This window comes from Arthrobacter sp. HY1533 (genome assembly GCF_027568515.1).
Taxonomy (GTDB): domain Bacteria; phylum Actinomycetota; class Actinomycetes; order Actinomycetales; family Micrococcaceae; genus Specibacter.
Window position 1 is genome coordinate 60,768 of sequence record NZ_JANKZF010000005.1, and the last position, 22,072, is coordinate 82,839.

A 22,072-nucleotide genomic window follows, 5' to 3' on the forward strand; every position below is an offset into this window, starting at 1 on the left:
CGCCCGGCACTCCCACCTAGAATTTCCCGGCCCTTGCGGCCAAAGTTTGAACCGGCCTTCTGGGCCGACTACGAAAGGAATTCCCATGAAAAAGTTTTTCGGCAGGACCAGCCTCAGCGTTGCGGCCGTCCTAGCAGCAACAGCACTTGCCCTGACGGGCTGTGGCGGGGGCGACGCCGGCGGCGGCGCCACTGACGGCGCCGGCGGCGGCGGGGGCCTGAGCTTTGAGGTGGCCAAGGATGTTGCCCTGACCGGCAGCCCCACCTTTGACAAGATCAAGTCCGCCGGAACGATCCGTATCGGCGTGAAGGAAGACCAGCCCGGCCTGGGCTTCCTTGACGCAGCCACCGGCGAGCGCAGCGGCTTCGACATTGAAATTGCCAACTGGATGGCAGCTTCCCTGGGTGTGGCCACCGACAAGATCGAATTCAAGGCCATACCGTCGGCAAACCGTGAAGCTGCTCTCGCCAACGGCGACGTTGACCTGTATGTGGGAACCTACTCCATCAACGACAAGCGCAAGAAGCTCGTCGATTTCGCCGGTCCGTACTTCATCACCGGCCAGGGCCTGCTGGTGGCCAAGGACAACACCACCATCACGAGCGAGAAGGACCTGGACGGCAAGAAGGTTTGCTCCGCCACGGGCTCAACCCCCTTCCAGAACATCAAGGACAACTTCCCGAAGGCAGATGCCATCAGCTTCGACATCTACTCCAAGTGTGTTGAGGCGCTCACGAGTGGCACCGTCGATGCAGTGACCACAGACCAGGCCATCCTGTTGGGCTACGCCTCGCAGAACCCGGACAAGTTGAAGGTGGTTGGCGAGCCGTTCACAGTTGAGAAGTACGGCATTGGCCTCCCGCTGGGCGACACGGCATTGCGCACCTTCCTCAACAAGACCCTGACGGACGGCAACGCCACCTGGACGAAGATCTTCGATGCCACGCTGGGCAAGTCCGGCACGAAGGTTGAACAGCCCGCGGTGGACCAGTACTGACCATTTCGGCGCGCAGCTGCGGCGCCGGGCAACCGGCGCCGCAGCACCCTTCGTCCCTTCAATTCACTGAAAGCGACACTGCCCTGTGAATGTACTAATAGATAACCGCGAGGTGTTCCTTGAGGGGTTCAAGAACACCGGCATCCTGTTCATTTTTTCGGCGTTCTTTTCCCTGATCCTGGGCACCATCGTGGCGGGCATGCGCGTCTCCCCGGCGCCTGCCATGCGGGCCGCCGGAACCTTCTATGTCAACGCCGTCCGAAACACCCCCTTGACCCTGATCCTGGCGTTCTTTGCCCTGGGCTACCCGAAGTTGGGGCTGCCTGACATCAACTTCATGAATGCCGCCATCATCGGCCTGTCGCTCTACACGGCCACCTACGTTTCCGAGGCCATCCGCTCGGGCATCAACACGGTGTCCGTGGGCCAATCGGAGGCAGCCCGCGCCATTGGGTTGCCGTTCATGCAAACCCTGTCCTTGATTGTGCTGCCGCAGGCCTTCCGCTCGGTGGTGCCGCCGCTGTTCAGCGTTTTCATCGCCTTGCTGAAGAACACCACAGTGGCAGCAGGCTTTTCCGTTATTGAGGCAGGCTCCATCCGCTCCACGCTCAGCGACTTGGGTGAGCCCCTGCTGCCGGGCCTGCTCTGGGTTGCCTTGATTTTCGTGGTGCTGGTCCTGGGCATCCTGTCGCCGCTGCAACGCTACCTCGAGAAGAAGTGGAGGGTGGCGCGATGAGCGCGGTTCTTTTTGACGTTCCCGGCCCCAAGGCCCGGACACGCAATGTGTACTTGAACATCGCCACGATCATCGTGGTGGTGGGCATCATCGGCTTCATCCTGTACCGCTTCTACGAGTCAGACCAGTTCACGGCCCAGAAGTGGGAGATTTTCACCTTTCCCCGGGTCCAGCAGACGTTCCTGAAAGCCATCGGGGCAACCCTGAGCGCCTTTGCTGTGGGCGCCGTGGGAAGCCTGGTGCTCGGTGTCCTGCTGGCCTTTGGCCGCCTGACGGACTCAAAGTGGGTCAGCCGGCCCTGCTACTGGTTCACGGAACTGTTCCGTGCCATCCCCCTGCTGATCCTCATGATGATCATGTACTACGGCCTGCCTTCGGCCGGCGTCAAGGGCATCACGCCGTTCATCGCCGTCGTGGTCGGCTTGATCCTCTACAACGGCTCGGTCCTGGCGGAGGTGTTCCGTGCAGGCATTGAATCGCTGCCCAAGGGCCAGCGCGAGGCCGGCCTGGCCGTGGGCCTGACCAAGGGGCAGGTGCTACGCAGCATCCTGCTCCCCCAGGCCGTGCGAGCCATGCTGCCGGTCATCATTGCCCAGCTCGTTGTCATCATGAAGGACACCGCGCTTGGCTTCCTCATCACCTACGACGAGATCATGAAGTACGCGAACTTCCTCGGTTCCCAGGTTCAGTACGGTTCGCCCGTGGTCCCGGCGCTCATGGTTGCAGCCGTGCTCTATGTGGGCATGTGCCTGATCCTCTCCGGCCTTGCCAAGTACACCGAGCGCAAGATGTCATCGCGCGTCAAGGTGATCAAGGCGAAGGCCGGCATGGCCGGCTGATTCTTCATCCGAGCAAGTGGCCCGCAGGAAACGGTTGACCAACCGCTTCCTGCGGGTCAGTTGTTTAAATGGTGACGTTCAAGGCCGCCGTGAACCCGCTTGCCGCGGAGCCGGAGGTGGTGGCCAACTGGTGGATGCCGCCGTCGTCACCAAAAACGTTGTCCTGCGCCAAGGGAGTATTGGGGAAGTTCCTGGCGCTGCTCTCATAGCCGGCGGTTGCATAAACTTCCTTGCAACTGGCCTCGGTCATGGCAATTTGCGAGGTGCGCAGGATCTGGCCGGCACTCGTGGCGTTGGACATGCTCTCAAAGACCTCGAAGTGGATGTGCGGCCAACGCCCGTTGTAGGCACCCGGGAAGATGGAGGTGAAGGTGACCTGCCCGTTCGCATCCGCCTCCTGGACCCCACGCAGGAAGTTCTCCTCCGGCAGGTCGTACAGCGAGTATTCGCCGTCCCTGGTCGCGTGCCAGAGGTACACGGCTGCTCCGGCCAGCGGCGTGCACCCATTGGCGTTGTCCAGGACGTTCAAGGTGATGGTCAGCGGCACGCCTTCGGCCTTGGTGGTGGATGTTCCAAAGCTGGTGGTGATGTCCTGGCGCACCACCCCGGAGGCGGTCAAGACGTCGGGGCCGTTGGATCCGTCTGCCGGGTAGGGGCCGCCGGTTTCCTCCGGGGTGTCCACGGCGCCGCATTCTGCAATGGCCCGTGTGACCGTGGGGGTTGCCGCCGCTTGCGTTGCCGTTGCTGCGGAAGTGGCGGACGTGGCTGCGGTGCTGGCGGCCGCGGAGGCCGCAGGCGCCGAAGTTGCAGAAGCCGTGCCGGCGGAAGTGCTGCCCCCGGGCGTGCAGGCCGCCAGGGTGGCGACGGCCCCGGCGCCCAGGAACAGGCCGAGGGTCTTGCGCCGGCTGACCATGGTTTGCAGGTCGAACTCGAGTCCGCGGTCGTGGTTGGGGTGTGGTTTCTTGTCCATGTCCCCAGAATCCCACCCCACCCTGTGCCGGCGCTGTGCCGGGCCCATGGGTTTGTGGCTACGCCAGCCAGCGGGTCAGGGCCGCCAGGCATTCGCGGATGTCCTCGCCGCGGACGTGTTCATTGTCGCTGTGTGCCAGCAGCGCGTCACCGGGTCCGAAGTTCACGGCCGGGATTCCCATCTCGCTCAGGCGCGCCACGTCTGTCCAGCCGTACTTGGGCAGGGGTTCGCGGCCGACGGCGGCAACAAAGGACGCCGCTGCGGGAGCGTTGAGGCCTGGCCGGGCCCCGGCCGATGAGTCTGTGCACACCAGCTCAAAACCCTCCAGCAGTTCGCGCACATGGGCCTCGGCCTGCGCCGGCGTCTTGTCGGGGGCGTAGCGGTAGTTGATCTCCACCACGCAGGCATCCGGGATGACGTTTCCGGCTGTGCCGCCGTGGACCTTCACAGCGTTGAGGGACTCCCTGTAGTCCAGGCCCTCCACCTGCACAGTGGCCGGCTGGTAGGCGGCCAGCCGTGACAGGATCGGGGCGGCGGCGTGGATGGCGTTCTCCCCCATCCATGCACGGGCCGAATGTGCCGCGAGCCCGCGCGTGGTGGCCTCGAAGCGGATGGTGCCGTTGCAGCCGCCCTCAACTGTTCCGTTGGTGGGCTCGAGCAGGATGCCGAAGTCGGCGTCGAGCAGTTCCCGGTTCTCCCGCACCAGCCGGCCCAGCCCGCTCTTGACCGCAGCCACTTCCTCGTGGTCGTAGAAGATGAACGTGATGTCCTTGGTGGGCTCTGCCACGGTGGCCGCGATGGCCAGTTGCACGGCCACGCCGCCCTTCATGTCGGTGGCGCCGCGCCCGTACAGCACATCCCCGTCCCAGGTGCTGGGCACTGTGCCGCGCGAGCCGGGCACGGTGGGCAGCGGCACTGTGTCCAGGTGGCCGGCCAGGATGACTCGCTCAGCACGGCCCAGTTCCGTCCTGGCCACAATGGAATCGCCGTTGCGCGTGACAGACAGGTGCGGCAGGGCACGCAGGGCGGCTTCCACGGCGTCGGCCAGTGCGGCTTCGTTGCCCGAGACGCTTTCAATGTCCATGATGGCCGCCGTCAGCTGTGCGACGTCGCCGCGCAGGTCAAGGACCACGGCGTCCGGCTGCTGAGGGGAAGGGGGCACAGGTGTGGCGGAGTTCATCATTTGGCCAGTTTACCGGCGGCTTGGGCCCAGAAAAATTCCCCCTGCCGAGTTCCAATCCGATCCTCCCCGGGCTCCGAAGTACTTCCTGACAGCCCACCCGTGGACCAGAACTTGGGAAGCGAATTGGGAAGCACCACGGAATCCTTCCGCTTTCACATTACGGAGAATCATCATGAACGCCACCTCGAAGTTCGGAACCCGTAAGAGCATCAGCCTCGGCCTGGGCCTGTTGGCCGTCGCCGCCCTGGGCCTGACATCCTGTTCCGGCACCGCCGCCCCCGGCGCAAGCTCGGAGGCCCCGATGGCCACCACCGAAGCACCCATGGCCACCACCGAAGCAGCAATGGCCGGAGACCTGGTTGGCCCCGGTTGCGCCGCCTACGCCGCAGCCGTTCCCAGCGGCGCCGGCTCGGTTGCCGGCATGGCCGCCGACCCGGTTGCCACAGCAGCCTCCAACAACCCGCTGCTGAAGACCCTGACCGCAGCCGTCTCCGGACAGCTGAACAAGGACGTCAACCTGGTGGACACGCTGAACTCCGGCGACTTCACCGTCTTCGCCCCCGTGGATGACGCCTTCGCCAAGATCCCGGCAGCCACCATCGACGGCCTGAAGACCGATTCGGCAACGCTGACCTCCATCCTGACCTACCACGTGGTCCCCGGCCAGCTGGCACCCAGCGACGTTGACGGCACCCACGCCACGGCCGAGGGCGGCACCCTGGAAGTCACCGGCAGCGGCGACAACTTGATGGTCAACGGCGCCAAAGTCATCTGCGGCGGCGTCAAGACGGCCAACGCCACCGTGTACCTCATCGACACCGTGCTGATGCCGCCGGCAAAGAAGTAGCCAAGCCGCTTCACCGGTCAGAAGCAACACGTTACGAAGGGAATGGGCGCATGGGGACAGAGCGTGGCAAGGTGGACAGCATGCGCATACCCTGGCTGCGGTCCGCGGAGCCACTGGCCCCACCGACCCATGAGGACCTGATCCGCCTCGTCGCCCTTGGCGACGAGGCGGCCTTCGAGGAACTGTACGACGCGGTGGCACCGAGGGTCTATGGCCTGGTGCGCCGCGTCGTCCGGGATCCCTCCCAAAGCCAGGAAGTCACCCAAGAGGTTTTTGTTGACGTTTGGGCCCAGGCAACCCGCTTTGATGCGAACCGGGGCAAGGCAATTTCCTGGATCCTGGTCATTGCCCACCGCAGGGCCGTTGACCGGGTGCGGGCCAGCCAAGCCAGCACCGACAGGGACCTGCGCCAGGGCATCAAGGAATACCAGGAAAGTTACGACGACGTCGCAGACACCGTCGAAACCCAGATGGAAGGCGAACGGGTCCGCAAGGCACTCGAAAGCCTCACAGACCCCCAACGGGAAGCCATCAGCTTGGCGTACTACGGTGGTTACACGCACCAGGAAGTGGCAGAGCTGCTCAAAATCCCGGTGGGTACGGTTAAAACAAGAATTCGTGACGGAATGATCAGGCTCAGGGACAAGTTAGGGGTGGCGTGATGGAAAAACAATTGCATTTGCTGACCGGCTCCTACGCCTTGAACGCCTTGACCAACGGCGAGCGCAGCGACTTCGAGCGGCACGCCCTGACGGACCCGCAAACCCTGGAAGAGGTGCGCAGCCTCAGCGAAACTGCCGCGCTCCTTGCCTACGGAACCCCGGCAGAAACGCCTCCCCCGGCGTTGAAGGCGGACGTCATGGCGGCCATCCGCAACACGCGCCAGCTGCCTTCGAGTTCAGTGGTCCGCGACATCTCCTCCGCCCGTGGCACAGGCGCCCGCAAGGCCGGCACCACGCAGTCCCGCAGCCGCTGGGTCCCTGCCATCAGTGCCGCCGCGGCCCTGGCGATCTTCGCCGGCGTCGGCGTGGGCGGCTGGGTGGCCGGGCAAAACTCCTCCGACACCGAGATGAAGCAGCAGCTCGCACAGGCCCAGGCGCAGCAGCAGGCCATGCTGGCCATCATGAGTTCGCCCGACGCCAAGATGGCCACAACCACCTTGTCCGACGGAGGAACCGTCACCGTGGCATCCTCCGGCAAGGCCAACAAGGCCGCCGTCATGGTCGATGGCATGCCCCCGCTGCCGGAAGGCAAGACCTATGAGCTGTGGTTCATCTCCGCAGCCGGCGCAGTGCCGGCCGGCCTCATGGACAGCCCCAAGGCACCTGCCATGCAGGTCCTGAACGGCGAGCTGGGCGGGGCAACGCACATTGGCATCACAGTGGAACCGGCCGGCGGCTCGGCCAAGCCCACCACCACCCCCATATTGGTGCAGGAAATCTAGCACCGGGTGCCCCAGCCAATCCAAGGGGCACCCGGCTCCGAAGTACCTGCATGGACTTCCACCGGCGGACCGCCGGTGGGGCGAACGGCTTTCTAAGGAGCTTCCCATGGGAAAGCGGACCAAGGCATTGAGCAGGCAGAACTGGCGTCAAGCGCTCATGGGGGCGCTGGCCGGCCTGGTGTCGGCAGGCATCCTTTTTGCCGTGGCCGAGCTGGCAGCCGCATTCTTTCCCCCCGTGGCCTCGCCCCTGACCTCTGTGGGTTCAACATTCATTGACTTCACGCCCCCGTGGATGAAGAACTTCGCCATCGCCACCTTTGGCACCAACGACAAGACGGTCCTGCTGCTGTCCATGGCGATCGTGGCCGCGCTGTTGTCCGCCGTCGCCGGCGTGGTTGCCCGCAAATCCCTCCGCATCGCCATGGCCATGGTCGTGGCGTTCGCCGTCGTCATGGGCGCATGCATCATCACCCGCGCCGGGGCCGGCCCCGTGGATTTGCTGCCCCTTCTGCTGGGCACGGCCGCGGGCCTCTGGGCGCTGCGATTCCTGAGCCCCGCAACACCTGGCCCGGAGGCCCCCGCTGCCCAGGCCACCACAGCCGCTTCCCCCGACCGGCGCACCTTCCTCATCCGTGCCGGTGCTGTGGCAGCCGTGGCCGTCCTGGCCGGCATAGGCGGCAACGTCCTTTCGGCATCCCGCAACGCAGCCGTGGCATTCCGCGCGGCCCTGAAGCTGCCTGCCCCGAAGGTCAAGGCCCCCGCGCTCCCCGCAGGTGTCCAGGCCCCGGTGGCTGGTGTCGTGCCCTTCGTGACGCCCAACAAGGACTTCTACCGGATCGACACCGCCCTGGTTCCCCCGGAGATCGACCCCACGTCCTGGGAACTGCGCGTCCACGGCATGGTGGAGCAGGAATTCACCATGGGCTTCGACGAACTGCTGAAGCAGGATTTGATTGAATCCCATGTGACCCTGACGTGCGTGTCCAACGTGGTGGGCGGCAACCTTGCCGGCAATGCCAAGTGGCTGGGCTATCCCCTGCGCGAGGTCATGGCCCGCGCCAAGCCGCTGCCCGGGGCCGACATGGTTCTCTCCACGAGCCAGGACGGCTTCAGTGCCTCCACCCCCCTGCCTGTCCTGCAGGACGACCGTGACGCCATGCTCGCCGTGGGCATGAACGGCGAGCCGCTGCCCGTGAACCACGGCTTCCCCGTGCGCATGGTGGTTCCGGGCCTGTACGGCTATGTTTCGGCCACCAAGTGGGTAGTTGACCTTGAGGTGACCACCTTTGCGCAGGCGGCCGGCTACTGGACGTCCCGCGGCTGGTCCTCCCACGGACCCATCAAGACCGCCTCGAGGGTTGAGGTGCCCCGTGCCCTGGCCCGCGTCCCTGCGGGCAAGGTGGCGATCGGCGGCACTGCCTGGGCCCAGCACAACGGCATTTCCAAGGTGGAGATCCAGCTCGACGACGGCGCCTGGCAGGAAGCGACGCTGGCGGACGAGGCTTCTGTGGACACATGGCGGCAGTGGTCATTCATTTGGGACGGCGCCCCCGCCGGAAGCCACAAGGTGCGGGTCCGTGCCTACGACACAGCCGGTGAAATGCAGACCGAAGAGCAGGCCCCGCCGGAGCCGGACGGTTCCACGGGCTGGCACTCCATCAACTTCAGTCTCACCTAGCAGCACACGCAGGCAAGGCACAGGGTCAACCAGATAAGCTGTTGGCATGACTGAGAATCGCGCAACTTCCGACCGCTCCGCCCACGGCTTTGGCCTTGCCACCATCACTGCATCCGGCGACGTGCTGGACGTGTGGTTCCCGGCCCCCGCGCTGGGTGCCGCCGCCAGCACCCTGGGTTCGGCGCCCGAAGCTGACCCCGCACTCGTGGAACTCGCCGAATCAGGCGCCGATGCCGACCGCGACGTCCACCAGAGCGTTGTCTTCGCCCAGATTGACCTCGACGCCGAGCCCGCCGACGCCGTCGACGCCTACCTCCGCCTGCACCTGCTCTCGCACTGCCTGGTGGCCCCCAACAGCATCAACCTCGACGGCATCTTCGGCAAGCTGAACAACGTGGTGTGGACCAACTTCGGCCCGGCCGCCGTGGACGGCTTTGAGCTGACCCGCGCCAAGCTGCGCCGCCGCGGCCCCGTGACCGTCCACTCAGTGGACAAGTTCCCCCGCATGGTGGACTACGTGGTCCCCGCGGGCGTCCGCATTGGCGACGCCGACCGGGTCCGCCTCGGCGCGCACCTGGCCGAGGGCACCACCGTCATGCACGAGGGCTTCGTGAACTTCAACGCCGGCACCCTGGGCACTTCCATGGTTGAGGGCCGCATCTCGGCCGGCGTCGTGGTGGGCAACGGCACCGACGTTGGCGGTGGCGCCTCCATCATGGGTACCCTCTCCGGCGGCGGGCGCGAGCGCATCAGCCTGGGCGAGCGTGTGCTGTTGGGCGCCAACTCCGGCGTGGGCATCAGCATTGGCGATGACTCTGTGGTTGAGGCCGGACTCTACGTCACCGCCGGCACCCGTGTGCGGGTCCCCGGCCCGAAGAACGCCGACGGCGACGACACCACGGTGATCGTCAAGGCCAGCGAACTTTCCGGTGTCCCCAACCTGCTGTTCCGCCGCAACTCAACGGACGGCGGCGTCGAGGTCCTGCCGCGCAAGGGAAGCACAGTGGAACTGAACGAAAGCCTGCATGCAAACTAGCTTTTCCTCCCCGAGCCAGCACCAGCCGGCGGGGGCCCGGTGAGATCCCGGGCCGCCGTCGGCTGGCTGGTTGTTGTGGCCATTTCCGCCGGCCTGCTCATCGGCGGCGGCGTGTGGCTGTCCAACACCTTTCGCGACGCGTTTGCCCCCGGCCTGTCCCTGGGCTGCACGGCCACGGTGGGCGAGGACCACTACACGCTGGCGTTGGACCAAAGCGCCAACGCCGCCCTGATCTCCGGCATTGCCATCCAGCGCGGCATGCCCGCCCGGGCCGCCTCCATTGCCCTGGCCACGGCGCTGCAGGAATCCAAGCTGCGCAACATTGACTACGGCGACCTGGACTCCGTGGGCCTGTTCCAGCAGCGGCCCTCGCAGGACTGGGGCACCGTGGAGCAAATCATGGATCCCGTGTACTCGGCCAACGCCTTCTACGACGTCCTGGCACAGGTACCCAACTATGTTGAGCTGCCCATCAACGACGCCGCCCAGATCGTCCAGCGATCCGGCTACCCGCATGCCTACGCCCAGCACGAATCGCTCTCACGGGCCTTTGCCTCAGCCCTTACCGGCCAAGCCCCGCAGGCACTGAATTGCACGCTGCCGCCGGCCACCGGGAGCTCTGCCCCGGACACCGTCGTGGCAGCGGCGCACACGGCCCTGGGTCAGTTGCCCGCCAACATTTCCGGCAGCACCGATGGTGCGCCTGCGTCCGTGGTGTTTGAGGTGCCGGATGCCTACGGATGGATGGTCGCCCATTGGGCACTGGCCAATGCCAACGAGCTGGGCATTGAAACGGTCGGCTACAGCGGCTTCGCCTGGGACCGGAATGCCAACGAAGGCGGCCACAACCTCGGCTGGCAAGCCTCGGAAGCAGCAAGCCCCGGGCAGGTTTCCCTGACGCTGGCGCCGGTGGCCGGCTAGACCAGCAGCTCCACCACGGGCTGGACGTAGCTGCGGAACACCTCTTGGTCCTCAAGCAGGTGCGAACTCATGATGAGCCTGTCCGGCTCAATGAACCAGGCGCGCTGCTCGGCCAGCGGCACCTCCACGATGGTCAGGGTGAAGTCCCTGGCACTGCGTCCAAGCTCCATTTCCCGGTTTTGCACCAGGTCCGCCAGGATCTTGTGCCCGCCCAGGGTTTCCCGCTGGGCCGCCATCATGGAGTAAAGCTGCGCCTGCTCACGGGACCAGGTCAGGGCCGCGCCGTAGTGGGCATGCGCCACCCTTTGCAGGGCCGGCATGCCGGCCAGTTCGGGAAACTCAGGGGGTGTCAGCGCCTGCTGCGACGGCTCCGGCAGGTTGTGCAGCAGCCGCCCCCACCACACCTCCCACTGGTCGCGCAGCGCGTCCGTTCCGCCAACCCCATGCGTGAGCATGGTGTGGTCTGCCGGCCGGACGGTGGGGGCCACGTGCGAGAGTGAGGGAGTTCCCGCACCCACCAGCCCGGCCACGTCGCGGAGGTACAGTGCCATGAGCATGAGAGGGCAGGTGTCCATGGTGATTCGCCAGCCCGGTCCACCGGTATGATGCAATTTCCTCGCCTCCAACCGCCGCAGAGCTGCTGCGGCAACCACAAGGCCAAGATTACTCCGAAGCGGGGAACAAGGCACCCGTCCGCCCCCACCAGACCCTCCCTCACTTCCGGGGCAGTTCTGCCAGACCCTCCCTCACTTCCGGGGCAGATCTGCCGGACCCTCCCTCACTTCTGGGGCAGTTCTGCCGGACCCTCCCTCAGCTATAAGGGAATTGCCAACGTCAGCACCACGAAGTGAGGGAGCGTCAGGGCAAACACGCCAAGAAGTGAGGGAGCGTCATTTGGGCGGAGGAGAGTTAGGCCGCCAGGAGGCTGACCAGGTGGCGGCGGAGTGTGGCGCGGCCCTGTTCCGGGGCGGCCCAGGCAGGCTGGAGCACCATGCGCAGGCCCAGGCCATCCAGCAGTCCAATGAGGCGCTCGGCCTCATCCACCGGCACCAGGCCGGGAATGGCCAGCGGGCTCTCCATCAGTTGCAGCACCACACGGCCAACCACGGCTCCCGTGGCCCGGTAGTCGTCCTCCGCGGCTTCCAGGAGACCTTCGTTGGTGCGGGCGTCAAGCATGAATTCCATGCGGACCACGGCGTCTGCCCCGCGGGCCTCATCGAGCGGCAGGAGCTCCTCCAAAACCGCGGCACACTTCTCCACCAGGGCGGCCGGGCTGTTGGGCAGTTCGCTGCCCTCCAGCTCCTCGAGCCGGTCCAGGGCGCGCAGGTGGATCCGCTCCGAAATGACCCGGAAGGAGAACTCCATGAGCTCCGCCTGGTTGTCGAAGTAGTGCCGCACCGAACCCAGGGCCAGGGCTGCCTGCTGGGCCACGTTACGTAGTGAAGCTTGTGTCAGCCCACGATCGGCAATGACTTGGAATACGGCATCTGCAACGAGCTCGCGGCGGTCGTCGGCGTCAACAATTTTAGGCACAGCTCTTTTTTAGCACGGATGTTCCATTGGTGCCCATTTGCTGATGCAGCGTTCCACAAAAAACGCCATTTGGTGATGCGGCGTTCGCCAAAACACCCCCTTTGCTGAGGGAGCGTCGAAGAGGGGGCGCGGGAGGAGGAGGGGCTACTTGCCTGAGGCTGCAGACTTCTTCTTGTCCAGGTAAAGCAGCACCAGCAGGGCCACCATGATGACAAGGGCGGCGATGAAGAATGGCAGGAAGACGCTCTTGCCAAGCAGCACCATGATCCCCAGCACGACCACGACAATCGGGAAGGCCATGGAGAAGGTGTGCAGCAGCAGTGTCGACATTTTCATAGTTCTTACTTTCGTTCTTGGACGCGCAGCTAGCTTGGTGCGGTACCGCGGCGGCTGAAACCGCAGTGTGCGGGGTGCCCACCAGAGTCTACCCTTGCAGGCGGTGCAGCTTCAGTTCCGTGAAAGCCAAGCGGATCAACTCGCGCGGATGACTGAAGGTGGTTACGGGTACATGACCTGGACGCCGTTGGCCGCCAGCACCGCGGCAATTTCCGCCGGGGGCGCCATGTCGCTGACGAAGTAGTCCGCCCGCCCCAACTCGGCAACCTGCGCGAACAGGCGGCGGTCAAACTTGGACGAGTCGGCCAGGAACGCCACGCGTGAGGCGTTAGTCATCATCTCGCTCATCATGACAGCCTCGGCCACGTTGCTGGTTGAGTACCCGCCCTCCACCGAGACAGCACCAACAGCCAAGAGCGCCAGGTCGCACTGGACGCCGAGCTTTTTCCCGCCCACGGAGGCTTGGAAACTGACGGGCCCAATGGTTGCCTGGGCCACCTGATGATAGGTCCCGCCAAAAACGTAGAGATCACGATAGGTATTCGAGGACAACTCCGCGGGAATGCGCAGACTGTTCGTGGCCACTGTAAGACCTCGGCGCTCACTCATGTGGCGGGCCACGGCCAATGTTGTGGTGCCGGCATTCATCATCAACACCGAATCATCCTGAACCAAAGTGGCAGCCAAGGCGCCGATGCTCTCCTTGGCTGATGCCTGCAACCGCAGCCGGACATCAATGCCCGTGTCCGCCTGGGGCAGCGAGGACAAGCTGACGGCGCCGCCGTGCGTGCGGATCAGGATGCCGTCACGGTCCAGCCTGTCAAGATCGCGCCGAATGGTGTCAGTGGAGACATCAAGGCGCGCCGCGAGCTCCGCCACCGTCACCTCCCCCGCCTCCTGCACATAGGCCACCAGCACAGCCTTGCGTCCCGCCGGCAAGCGTCGGGCGGAACCATCACGGTCAGTCAGGGTCGTCGCATTCGTAGTCATAAGCAATTATTACCACTTTTTGCTGAATTATGCTTGACGCTTGCTGATTTATGCGGATAAAGTTCTATCAATCGTGCAGAGAGACGCATAAATCAGCGCATTCCAGCACGTCTGAGATGGGAGTAGCAGAATGAGCAACGATGCTCTGTCAAGGCGAAAAGTCCTTGGATACTTTGGAATGGCGGCGGCTACCGCCTTGCTGGCAAGTTGTGGCGCACCGGATTCCGGCAAGGCAGCCGACGGAACCGTCACACTGGAATTTGCCCAGTGGTGGGAACCCGAATTGCCCAAGGGCTCATTGCGCACCCTGATGGACGACTTCGAGGCGAAGAACCCCGGCATCAAGGTCAAGTTGCTCAGCGGCCCCTACGCCTCGACCAAGGAACAGGTCATCGCCGGGGCAGCGGCCGGCACCATGTCCGATGTCATTGGCTTGGACGGCGCCTGGATCAATGACTTCTCCAAGCAAGGATCACTTGCTGACCTCTCGGCACTGATGAAGGACTCCAGCTACGACGAAAGCCAGCTGGCCAGCCAGGTCAAGATCGACGGCTCCACCTTGATGATCCCCGCGGTCAACTTCGTCTACCCCATGTTCACCAACGACGATCTGCTCGCCAAGGCTGGCGTTTCCAAACCTCCCACCACCCGCACGGAGTTTGCCGCAGCAGCGGAGGCCATCACCAAATCAGACAGCAACACCAAGGGCTGGATCCTCCCGCTGTCGCCCGAGGCGCCCAACGGCATACAAAACGATGTCATGTCATGGGTGTGGGCCTCCGGGGGAAGCATGCTCAAGGATGGCAAGCCCGACCTCACCAATGCGCAAGTCACCAGTGCCGTTGGATTCGTCCAGGAGCTGTGGGACAAAAAGGTCATCTCACCCGGGGCACTGACCATGAAGGAACAGGACAAGGTGGAGGAATTCACCAACGCCCGCGTAGGCATGATGATCGACTCCCTGGCCCACATCAAGCTGATCCGGGAGAACAACCCGAAGCTGAAGTTCAGCATCTCGGCCATTCCGGCAGAAGACGGGTTCACGGGCAAACGTGGCATCCCCTACGCAGCCTGGGGCATCGGCATTGCCGAGAACTCCCCCAACAAGGCCGAGGCATGGAAGCTGGTGGACTTCCTGATGAGCGAGGAAACCAACGCGAAGCTGTCATCGCTCTCCAACTCCTTCCCCGGCAACACCAAGGCCGTGCCCGACTTTGTGGACAGCGACGAATTGTTCAAGAAAGCCTTCGAAATTTACCAGGGCGGCTACCCCGCCAATGAGTTCGTTGGCCTGCCCGTCGCGGAACAGCTGATGCGCAGCTTTGACGAGGAACTCCAGCGGACCCTCAGCGGCCAGCAGGACGTCACCAAACTGCTGGCGAATGCCCAAGCTGCCTGGCTGAAAGAGTTCTAGGAGTCCTGCCCCGTGAAATCCACACTCAAAGATCCCGAGCCGCTGCTGGAATCCCAGTGGCCGGCCGATCCGGTGAAGGCGAGGAAGGGCGGTTGGGGCGGCCTGAAGCGCCGGCTTGCCCCGTACGGGTTCGTCTCCCCCACAGTCATCTTGATGTTCGTCCTCATGCTGGTGCCCATAGTCATGGTCATCGGGTACTCGTTCATGGACAACGTCATCATGAACAAGAATCCAAAGTTCGTCGGCTTCGACAACTACGTTGAAATCCTGACGGACAGCCTGTTCCACACGGCCCTGGCCAATACACTTGTTTTCACTTTTGCCAGCGTGGCGGCCCACATTGTCTTGGGCCTGCTGTTTGCGATGTTGCTGAATTCGCCGCTGCTGGGCACCCGGTTCAAGGCCCTGTTCCGGGCGGTCTACGTTCTTCCGTGGCTGTTCACGGTGGCCATCATCGCCGTGCTGTGGCGGCTGCTCCTTGACCCGAACGGCGTCATCAACTTCCTGTTGCTCAATGCCGGAATCATCGATTCAAAGGTTGAATGGCTTTCCTCCCCCGGCACAGCATTGTTCGCTGTCACGTTCATCAACATCTGGGCAGGGTATCCCTTCTACATGGTCAGCATTCTGGCAGGCCTGCAGGGCATCCCCCGCGACCTCTATGAGGCTGCCACGGTGGATGGCGCCAACGGGCTGCAGAAGTTCTTCCACGTCACGCTTCCCCAGCTCAAGCCGATCATCATCAGCATGGCCATGCTCGATTTGATCTGGACATCGCAACAGTTCGCGTTGATCTGGATGACAACAGGCGGCGGTCCCATCAACGTCACCGAAATGCTCAGCACCTACACCTACAAGTTGGCCTTTAGCCGGTACGAGTTCTCGCTCGCCTCGGCAGCCGCCGTCGTGATTCTTTTGCTCTCGATGATCCTGGCCTTCTTCTACATCCGTCACCAGAAAGCGAGGGATTGAGATGTCAATGACCAAAACGCAGAAGCGGGTGGCAGGCAAGGCCGGCATCATCCTCGCCCTGCTCGCCGGCGCAGTGTTCGCCGCGTTCCCTGTGTTCTGGATGGCCGTCAGCTCGTTCAAGGCGAACTCGGAGATCTTTGAGTTCCCGCCTCGCATCATCACTGAGAACTTCTCCCTGACGGCGTACACCACCATCCTGACGGACCCCACCAAGGTGCGCTTCTTCATCAACAGCTATGTTGTGTCGATTGGGGTAACCATCCTGACCCTCATCGTCGCCATCCTGACCGCCTACGCATTGAGCCGCTACCAATTCAAGCTCAAGCACCCGCTGAACATGATCATCGTCAGTGTCCAGGCTGTCCCGCCCATCACGCTGCTCATACCGTTCTTCGGATTGATGGTGGTGCTGCGGCTCTACAACACCTATCAGGGCCTGATCCTGACGTACATGGTGTTCACGCTCCCCTACGCCATCATCATGATGACCGGCTACTTCAACACCATCCCCAAGGAACTCGATGAGGCCGCAAAGGTCGACGGCGCAACCGCCCTGGGTGCGTTGTGGCGGGTGCTGGTGCCGGTGTCCATCCCGGGAATCGTCTCAGTCGGCATCTACACCTTCATGATCGCCTGGAACGAATACCTGTTTGCCCTGACCCTCACCCGTTCCGTGGATATGAGGACGGTCCCTGTCGGCATCCAATTGCTCATGGGCCAGCACTCCTACCAGTGGAACGAAATGATGGCCATGAGCATCCTTGGCTGCATCCCCGTCCTCATCCTCTTCCTGTTCTTCCAGCGGTACTTCATCGGCGGCCTCACCGCCGGTGGGGTCAAGAGCTAACCCCCAATTTTCCCTTCCCAACCATCAATCCCAGGAGAATCCCCATGTTGCTTAATGGCATCGATCTGCTCAATGTAGCCAACAAGAACAACTTCGCGGTCCCGGCGTTCAACGTCAGCGACTACGCCATGATGAACGGCCTGTTCGAAATCAGCGAGGAGAAAGGCTCACCCCTGATCGTCGCCATCCACCCCGACGAGCTGAGCCACATCGGCGTCGACATGCTGCCGGCGATCATCGCCCGCGCCCACCGCTCAAGCGTTCCCGTAACCATTCACCTCGATCACGGAGCCAGCTACGAGCAGGTGCTGCTGGCCATCAAGAGCGGCTTCACATCAGTCATGATTGACGGTTCCCTGCTCCCCTTCGATGAGAATGTCGCCATCACCAAGAAGGTCGTGGACGCCGCCCACGCCGTGGGCATTTCGGTGGAGGGTGAACTGGGCACCATCGGCAAGACCGATGGGAATGCCGAGGCCGGAACCGACACCATCATCTACACCGATCCCGACGACGCCGTGCGGTTCATCGAGGCCACAGGGGTGGACAGCCTGGCCATCGCCATCGGCACCTGCCACGGCCTGTACCCCAAGGGCGTCACGCCCGAGCTGAAGCTGGACCTGCTCCAGCAGATCCAGGACAAGGTCAGCGTTCCCCTGGTGCTCCACGGCGGTTCCAACAACCCCGACGCCGAAATCGGCAAATCGGTGTCCCTGGGGGTCAACAAGATCAACATCTCCAGCGACATCAAGACCGCCTATCATGACAAGATGCGTGAAATTCTTGCCTCCGATGCCGCTGTCAGGGAGCCCAACACCATCCAGCCTCCGTGCATCGCCGCCATGAAGGTCACCGCCGCGCAGAAGATCGACCTGTTCAACGCCGCCGGCAAGGCAGCCCTCTACTAAGAGAAGGATCCTCACTCTCCATGAAAAACACACTCGTTCTCGGTCTGGGCGGAACGGTCGACTACGAGATCGCATGGGATTCCACGGTGATTGAAGAGCTGATTTCGGAGTTCGCCATCAGCTCCGCCGAACTCAGCACTTCAATCACCATCGGCAGCGAGCGGGACTTGCTCCTGACCCTTCTGGCATTCCTGCAAGACGGTGTCGGTGGGGAACGGTTCGTAGCCTCCTCCGACATCGTCGAGTCCTTTGCCGCACGGTTCGGCAGGCGCCTCACCCTCGGCGGCACCTGCGTGCGGGCCGCGATTGCGATGCAGGCTGTGGGCGTGCCCAGCACCCTTCATCTGGTGAGCATTGACGACACCGTGCGGCGCCTGCTCCCGGCCGGCGTTGACTACATCTGCAGCGCGACGGATGATTCCACCGATCCGCACCTGATAGTCCAGTTCCGGGAGGGGGAAAGAATCACCCGCGGGGACATCGACCTCCAGGCGCCACATTCGAACCGGGTCATCTACACCAACGACCCGCCCAACCGGGAGCTCTTGCTGAGCGAGGAACTCGGTGCAGTGTTGGCGGATGCCGAAGTGTTCATGATCTCCGGTTTCAATTCAATCCAGGAACCGGAGGTCATGGAGCAACGGTTGGAAAGCCTGAAGACTCACATGAAGCAGCTGCCGGCTTCGGCCGTTGTCTTTTATGAGGATGCCGGATTCCATGTGCCGGTGTTGAGCCAGCAGGTGCGCAACGCCCTCGTTGGCGAGGTGGATGTGTACAGCATGAACGAGGACGAAATGCAGGCCTACGTTGGCAGATCGCTTGATCTGCTCGATGCTGGGGACATGTGCGCGGCCCTTGCGGAACTGCACCGGGCCATTCCGGCGGCCACCTTGGTGGTGCACACAAAGTACTGGTCATTGGCTTACGGCCAGCGGGCGTCCAGCTTTGAGGCCGGGCTGCGCGGCGGCATCACCATGGCCAGTACCCGGTACGTCCACGGCGACGGCTTTGACGAAACCGACTACGACGCCGTTGCGAACCTCGGTGCCAACCAGGCCGGGGCCGACTTCGCCGAAACCATCAACAACAAGCTGGGGGAATTGGTCCACTGCCTCCCTGCGCTGGCCCTTGAGGTGGAGCACCCCACCACGATCGGGCTGGGAGACACATTTGTGGGCGGTTTCGTGGCGGCTCTCCACCGGTCTTGAATGACGTTTGGCAAGTGTGCTCGATGGCTTGGATGGGCAGGCGATCCCGCTTGCAAGAAGCCCGCTCCCGCGGGAAACGTCCCCCGGAACTGGCCACGCTTCGCCGCTACGAAAGGGCATCCACCGAGAACCACTTCAATGAAGGAAAACCAATGTCCGAATCGCCAAAACCACGAGGATCCCACATCAAAGTCAGCATTCTCCTGCACTGCCACGAATGCCGCAGGACCGTCCCTTGCGCTCCCGGATCCCTCAGTCATGACGGAGCCACCGAGTATCGCAGGTGCGAAGACGGCCATACGGTACTGGACAGGGTGCTCTTGGGTACGCAGGAGTAAGAAGACGAGCAGTCACGCCAGGAAATTCAGAAGAATGTACTGGAGAGTGACTAACCGTTCCATTGATGTTCAACCCAGGCTTTGCAAAAGAAAAGCGGCGGGCGGCTCTCCCCAGGGAAAGCCGCCCGCCGCCGTCATGCTTCAATGGGCCCACAGCTCCGAGGGCCCCGCCCCGAGCCTGCGAGGGGTGGGAGGAGCTGGGGATTACCGCGAGGGGTACATGCGCTCCGGCTCGCCTGTGTACAGCTGGCGCGGGCGGCCGATCTTGGTCTGCGGGTCCTTCATCATTTCGCGCCACTGGGCAATCCAGCCCGGCAGGCGGCCAATGGCGAACAGCACCGTAAACATCTTCTCGGGGAAGCCCATGGCCTTGTAGATCAGGCCTGTGTAGAAGTCCACGTTCGGGTAGAGCTTGCGGGAGATGAAGTACTCATCCGTCAGCGCAACTTCTTCCAGGCGCATGGCGATGGCGAGGAGTTCGTCGTTGCCGCCGAGCTTCTCGAGGATCTCGTGGGCCGTGGCCTTCACGATCGTGGCGCGGGGGTCGTAGTTCTTGTAGACGCGGTGTCCGAAGCCCATGAGCTTGACGCCGGCTTCCTTGTTCTTGACGCGCTCAACGAACTTCTCAACGGGCTCGCCGCTGGCCTGGATGTCGCGGAGCATGTTCAACACTGCCTCGTTGGCGCCGCCGTGCAGCGGGCCAAAGAGGGCGTTGATTCCGGCCGAGACCGAGGCAAACATGTTGGCGTTGGCGGAGCCCACCAGGCGCACAGTGGAGGTGGAGCAGTTCTGCTCGTGGTCTGCGTGCAGGATCAGCAGCAGGTCCAGGGCCTTGACCACTACCGGGTCCAGCTCGTAGGGCTCGGCGGGCAGGCCGAAGCTCAGGCGCAGGTAGTTCTCCACCAGGTTCATGGAGTTGTCCGGGTACAGCATGGGCTGGCCGATGGACTTCTTGTACGCGTAGGCGGCGATGACGGGCATCTTGGCCATGAGGCGGATGGTGGCCATCTCGACCTGCTCGTCGTCAAACGGGTCCAGTGAGTCCTGGTAGAACGTGGACAGCGCGGAGACGGCGGAGGACAGCACCGGCATGGGGTGTGCGTCTCGCGGGAAGCCGCCGAAGAAGCCCTTGAGGTCTTCGTGCAGCATGGTGTGGCGGCGGATGCGCTGGTCGAACGCTTCCAGCTCGGCCGGGGTGGGCAGGTTCCCGTAGATCAAAAGGTAGGAAACTTCCAGGAAGCTGGAGTGCTCGGCCAGTTCCTCGATGGGGTAGCCGCGGTAGCGCAGGATGCCCTTGTCGCCGTCAATGTAGGTGATGGCGGAGGAGGTTGCCGCCGTGTTGACGAAGCCGGGGTCGTAGGCGACCGCACCGGTGGTCTTCAGGAGCTTGGAAACGTCATACCCGGCGTTGCCTTCTACTGCTTCGAGTCGCGGAAGTTCAAGCTCTCCGCCGTCGTAGCGCAGGGTTGCGCTCGTGGAATCAGTCATGGAGTCCCCTTCATGAGGTGGCCTTCGTGGGGCCTTGGTTGGTTCAATGCTTGCTTTCCGTCCACGGGTCACCCGCGCCCGCAGGGGGACAATGCCGAAAGAGCAAAAGCACATTATGCGTCCGGTGGCCAAGACGGCTACCTATGAAACTACCGCTTTAAGGTCCTTCAACACCAATCCTGAGCGCGCCGGTGGACCCGTTTGCTCGAAATCGGTGCTATTTTGCGCCGAGCCGCTGCACGGCGGCATCGATGCGCTCATCGCTTCCGGTCAGCGCCACCCGGACAAAGCCATTGCCGGCCTCGCCGTAGAACACGCCAGGCCCGGCCAGGATGCCCAGTTCGGCGAGTCGCCCGATGGTGGTCCAGGTGTCCTCCCCGGCGGTGCACCACAGGTACAGCCCCGCCTCGGAGTGGTGGATGGTGAGCCCGAAGCCCTCAAGTGCGCCCACGAGCCGGGCCCGCCGGTTGCGGTACAGATCCTTCTGGGCGGAAACATGGGCGTCGTCACCCAGGGCCACGCGCATGGCGTCCTGGACGGGGTAGGGCACAATCATGCCTGCGTGCTTGCGGCTGTTGACCAGGTTGGCCATGATGGCTGCATCGCCTGCCACGAATGCCGCCCGGTAGCCGGCAACGTTGGACTGCTTGCTCAGCGAGTAGATGGCCAGCAGGCCATCGTTCGAGCCGCCTGACACGCGCGGGTCCAGAACGCTCGGGACCGGCTCGCCGCCGTTCTCGGTGTCCCACTGGCCCCAGCCCAGCTCGCCGTAGCATTCGTCGGAAGCCACGACGGCGCCAATCTCCCGCGCCGCCGCCACCAGCGCAGCCATCTCTTCGACGCCGCGCACAATGCCCGTGGGGTTGCCGGGCGAGTTGATCCACACCAGGCGCACCTTGGCGCGGGTGTCGGCGTCGAGCTCGTCCAGGGAATCGGCCGCAACAGCCGTGGCACCGGCAAAAACTGCGCCCATGTCATAGGTGGGGTAGGCCACCTTGGGCCGCACCACAATGTCCCCTGCGCCCAGGCCCAGCAGCAGCGGCAGCCAGGCCACGAGCTCCTTGGATCCCACCGTGGGCATGACGTCGGCGGGGTCCAGCCCCGGGACGTTGCGGCGGCGCGCAAACCAATCCACCACGGCCTGGCGCAGCGCCAGGGTGCCGTGCGTTGTGGGGTATCCGGGCGCGTCCGCGGCAGCCTTCAGTGCATCCTGGATCAGCGCGGGCGTGGGGTCGACCGGCGTGCCGATGGAGAGGTTCACCACGCCGTCCGGGTGCTTGGCGGCCGTTGCCTGGTACGGGGCCATGGAATCCCACGGGTATTCGGGCAGCTGCAGGCCAAAGGGCTTGCCGGAGGTTTGGTGCGAAGCCGTTGTCATGGGGTGCGG

Annotated in this window: 22 protein-coding genes; 14 read left to right on the forward strand and 8 right to left on the reverse strand. The window is 63.7% G+C overall.

Features of this window, described 5'->3' with window-relative positions; genetic code table 11:
* The first annotated feature begins 85 nt into the window (after positions 1–85).
* From PCK14_RS05080 to PCK14_RS05090, 3 genes are all read left to right on the forward strand, one after another.
* Positions 86–997 carry a glutamate ABC transporter substrate-binding protein gene (locus PCK14_RS05080; protein WP_269937389.1) on the forward strand — a complete coding sequence of 304 codons (912 nt, stop codon included), beginning with the start codon at positions 86–88 and terminating at the stop codon, positions 995–997.
* A gap of 85 nt (positions 998–1,082) precedes the next feature.
* The gene (locus PCK14_RS05085; RefSeq protein ID WP_269937390.1) at positions 1,083–1,733 is read left to right on the forward strand and encodes an amino acid ABC transporter permease; all 651 of its coding nucleotides are present in this window, start codon (positions 1,083–1,085) and stop codon (positions 1,731–1,733) included.
* Positions 1,730–2,572: an amino acid ABC transporter permease gene (locus PCK14_RS05090; RefSeq protein ID WP_269937391.1), complete on the forward strand. Its 843-nt coding sequence runs from the start codon at positions 1,730–1,732 to the stop codon at positions 2,570–2,572. Before PCK14_RS05085 ends, PCK14_RS05090 begins: the two co-directional genes overlap by 4 nt.
* A 64-nt stretch (positions 2,573–2,636) precedes the next feature.
* Here the strand turns inward: PCK14_RS05090 and PCK14_RS05095 are convergent, their stop codons facing one another.
* Positions 2,637–3,542, reverse strand: coding sequence for an intradiol ring-cleavage dioxygenase (locus PCK14_RS05095; RefSeq protein WP_269937392.1), 906 nt, complete (start codon positions 3,540–3,542; stop codon positions 2,637–2,639).
* A 58-nt stretch (positions 3,543–3,600) separates the two neighbouring features.
* Positions 3,601–4,725, reverse strand: coding sequence for a succinyl-diaminopimelate desuccinylase (gene dapE, locus PCK14_RS05100; protein ID WP_269937393.1), 1,125 nt, complete (start codon positions 4,723–4,725; stop codon positions 3,601–3,603).
* Positions 4,726–4,897: 172 nt separating this feature from the next.
* Here dapE and PCK14_RS05105 point away from each other — a divergent pair, with 172 nt between their 5' ends.
* From PCK14_RS05105 to PCK14_RS05130, 6 genes are all read left to right on the forward strand, one after another.
* Positions 4,898–5,572, forward strand: a complete 675-nt coding sequence (locus PCK14_RS05105) for a fasciclin domain-containing protein (RefSeq protein WP_269937394.1) — start codon at positions 4,898–4,900, stop codon at positions 5,570–5,572.
* 50 nt (positions 5,573–5,622) lie between these two features.
* Positions 5,623–6,234 carry an ECF RNA polymerase sigma factor SigK gene (sigK, locus tag PCK14_RS05110; protein WP_442864665.1) on the forward strand — a complete coding sequence of 204 codons (612 nt, stop codon included), beginning with the start codon at positions 5,623–5,625 and terminating at the stop codon, positions 6,232–6,234.
* Entirely contained in the window at positions 6,234–7,016 is a 783-nt protein-coding gene (locus tag PCK14_RS05115) for an anti-sigma factor (protein WP_269937395.1), read from the forward strand. Before sigK ends, PCK14_RS05115 begins: the two co-directional genes overlap by 1 nt.
* A 106-nt stretch (positions 7,017–7,122) precedes the next feature.
* The gene (locus tag PCK14_RS05120; protein ID WP_269937396.1) at positions 7,123–8,694 is read left to right on the forward strand and encodes a molybdopterin-dependent oxidoreductase; all 1,572 of its coding nucleotides are present in this window, start codon (positions 7,123–7,125) and stop codon (positions 8,692–8,694) included.
* Positions 8,695–8,740: 46 nt separating this feature from the next.
* Positions 8,741–9,730, forward strand: a complete 990-nt coding sequence (gene dapD / locus PCK14_RS05125; protein WP_269937397.1) for a 2,3,4,5-tetrahydropyridine-2,6-dicarboxylate N-succinyltransferase — start codon at positions 8,741–8,743, stop codon at positions 9,728–9,730.
* Positions 9,731–9,769: 39 nt separating this feature from the next.
* Complete coding sequence (locus tag PCK14_RS05130; protein ID WP_269937398.1) at positions 9,770–10,651, forward strand: hypothetical protein; 882 nt, start codon at positions 9,770–9,772, stop codon at positions 10,649–10,651.
* Here PCK14_RS05130 and PCK14_RS05135 read toward each other — a convergent pair.
* The 4 genes from PCK14_RS05135 to PCK14_RS05150 form a co-directional block, all read right to left on the reverse strand.
* On the reverse strand, positions 10,648–11,262 hold the full coding sequence (locus tag PCK14_RS05135; RefSeq protein ID WP_269937399.1) for a hypothetical protein: 615 nt from the start codon (positions 11,260–11,262) through the stop codon (positions 10,648–10,650). The two genes, PCK14_RS05130 and PCK14_RS05135, sit on opposite strands and share 4 nt — an antisense overlap.
* Positions 11,263–11,560: 298 nt before the next feature.
* Entirely contained in the window at positions 11,561–12,184 is a 624-nt protein-coding gene (locus tag PCK14_RS05140; RefSeq protein WP_269937400.1) for a TetR/AcrR family transcriptional regulator, read from the reverse strand.
* 144 nt (positions 12,185–12,328) lie between these two features.
* Positions 12,329–12,520 carry a hypothetical protein gene (locus PCK14_RS05145; RefSeq protein WP_269937401.1) on the reverse strand — a complete coding sequence of 64 codons (192 nt, stop codon included), beginning with the start codon at positions 12,518–12,520 and terminating at the stop codon, positions 12,329–12,331.
* Positions 12,521–12,682: 162 nt separating this feature from the next.
* Entirely contained in the window at positions 12,683–13,510 is an 828-nt protein-coding gene (locus tag PCK14_RS05150; protein ID WP_269937402.1) for a DeoR/GlpR family DNA-binding transcription regulator, read from the reverse strand.
* 178 nt (positions 13,511–13,688) lie between these two features.
* On the opposite strand from PCK14_RS05150, the gene PCK14_RS05155 reads away from it, so the two are divergent.
* The 5 genes from PCK14_RS05155 to PCK14_RS05175 are packed head-to-tail and all read left to right on the forward strand — an operon-like array spanning position 13,689 to position 18,859.
* On the forward strand, positions 13,689–14,924 hold the full coding sequence (locus tag PCK14_RS05155; RefSeq protein ID WP_269937403.1) for an ABC transporter substrate-binding protein: 1,236 nt from the start codon (positions 13,689–13,691) through the stop codon (positions 14,922–14,924).
* 12 nt (positions 14,925–14,936) lie between these two features.
* Positions 14,937–15,896: a carbohydrate ABC transporter permease gene (locus PCK14_RS05160; protein WP_269937404.1), complete on the forward strand. Its 960-nt coding sequence runs from the start codon at positions 14,937–14,939 to the stop codon at positions 15,894–15,896.
* Between the two features lie 7 nt (positions 15,897–15,903).
* Positions 15,904–16,743, forward strand: coding sequence for a carbohydrate ABC transporter permease (locus PCK14_RS05165; protein WP_269937405.1), 840 nt, complete (start codon positions 15,904–15,906; stop codon positions 16,741–16,743).
* A 44-nt stretch (positions 16,744–16,787) separates the two neighbouring features.
* The gene (locus tag PCK14_RS05170; RefSeq protein ID WP_269937406.1) at positions 16,788–17,651 is read left to right on the forward strand and encodes a ketose-bisphosphate aldolase; all 864 of its coding nucleotides are present in this window, start codon (positions 16,788–16,790) and stop codon (positions 17,649–17,651) included.
* A gap of 20 nt (positions 17,652–17,671) precedes the next feature.
* Complete coding sequence (locus PCK14_RS05175; RefSeq protein WP_269937407.1) at positions 17,672–18,859, forward strand: ADP-dependent glucokinase/phosphofructokinase; 1,188 nt, start codon at positions 17,672–17,674, stop codon at positions 18,857–18,859.
* A gap of 542 nt (positions 18,860–19,401) precedes the next feature.
* On the opposite strand, the gene PCK14_RS05180 is transcribed toward PCK14_RS05175, so the two are convergent.
* Complete coding sequence (locus PCK14_RS05180) at positions 19,402–20,685, reverse strand: citrate synthase (protein ID WP_269937408.1); 1,284 nt, start codon at positions 20,683–20,685, stop codon at positions 19,402–19,404.
* A 217-nt stretch (positions 20,686–20,902) separates the two neighbouring features.
* Positions 20,903–22,063 carry a succinyldiaminopimelate transaminase gene (gene dapC / locus PCK14_RS05185; protein ID WP_269937409.1) on the reverse strand — a complete coding sequence of 387 codons (1,161 nt, stop codon included), beginning with the start codon at positions 22,061–22,063 and terminating at the stop codon, positions 20,903–20,905.
* Positions 22,064–22,072 lie beyond the last annotated feature (9 nt).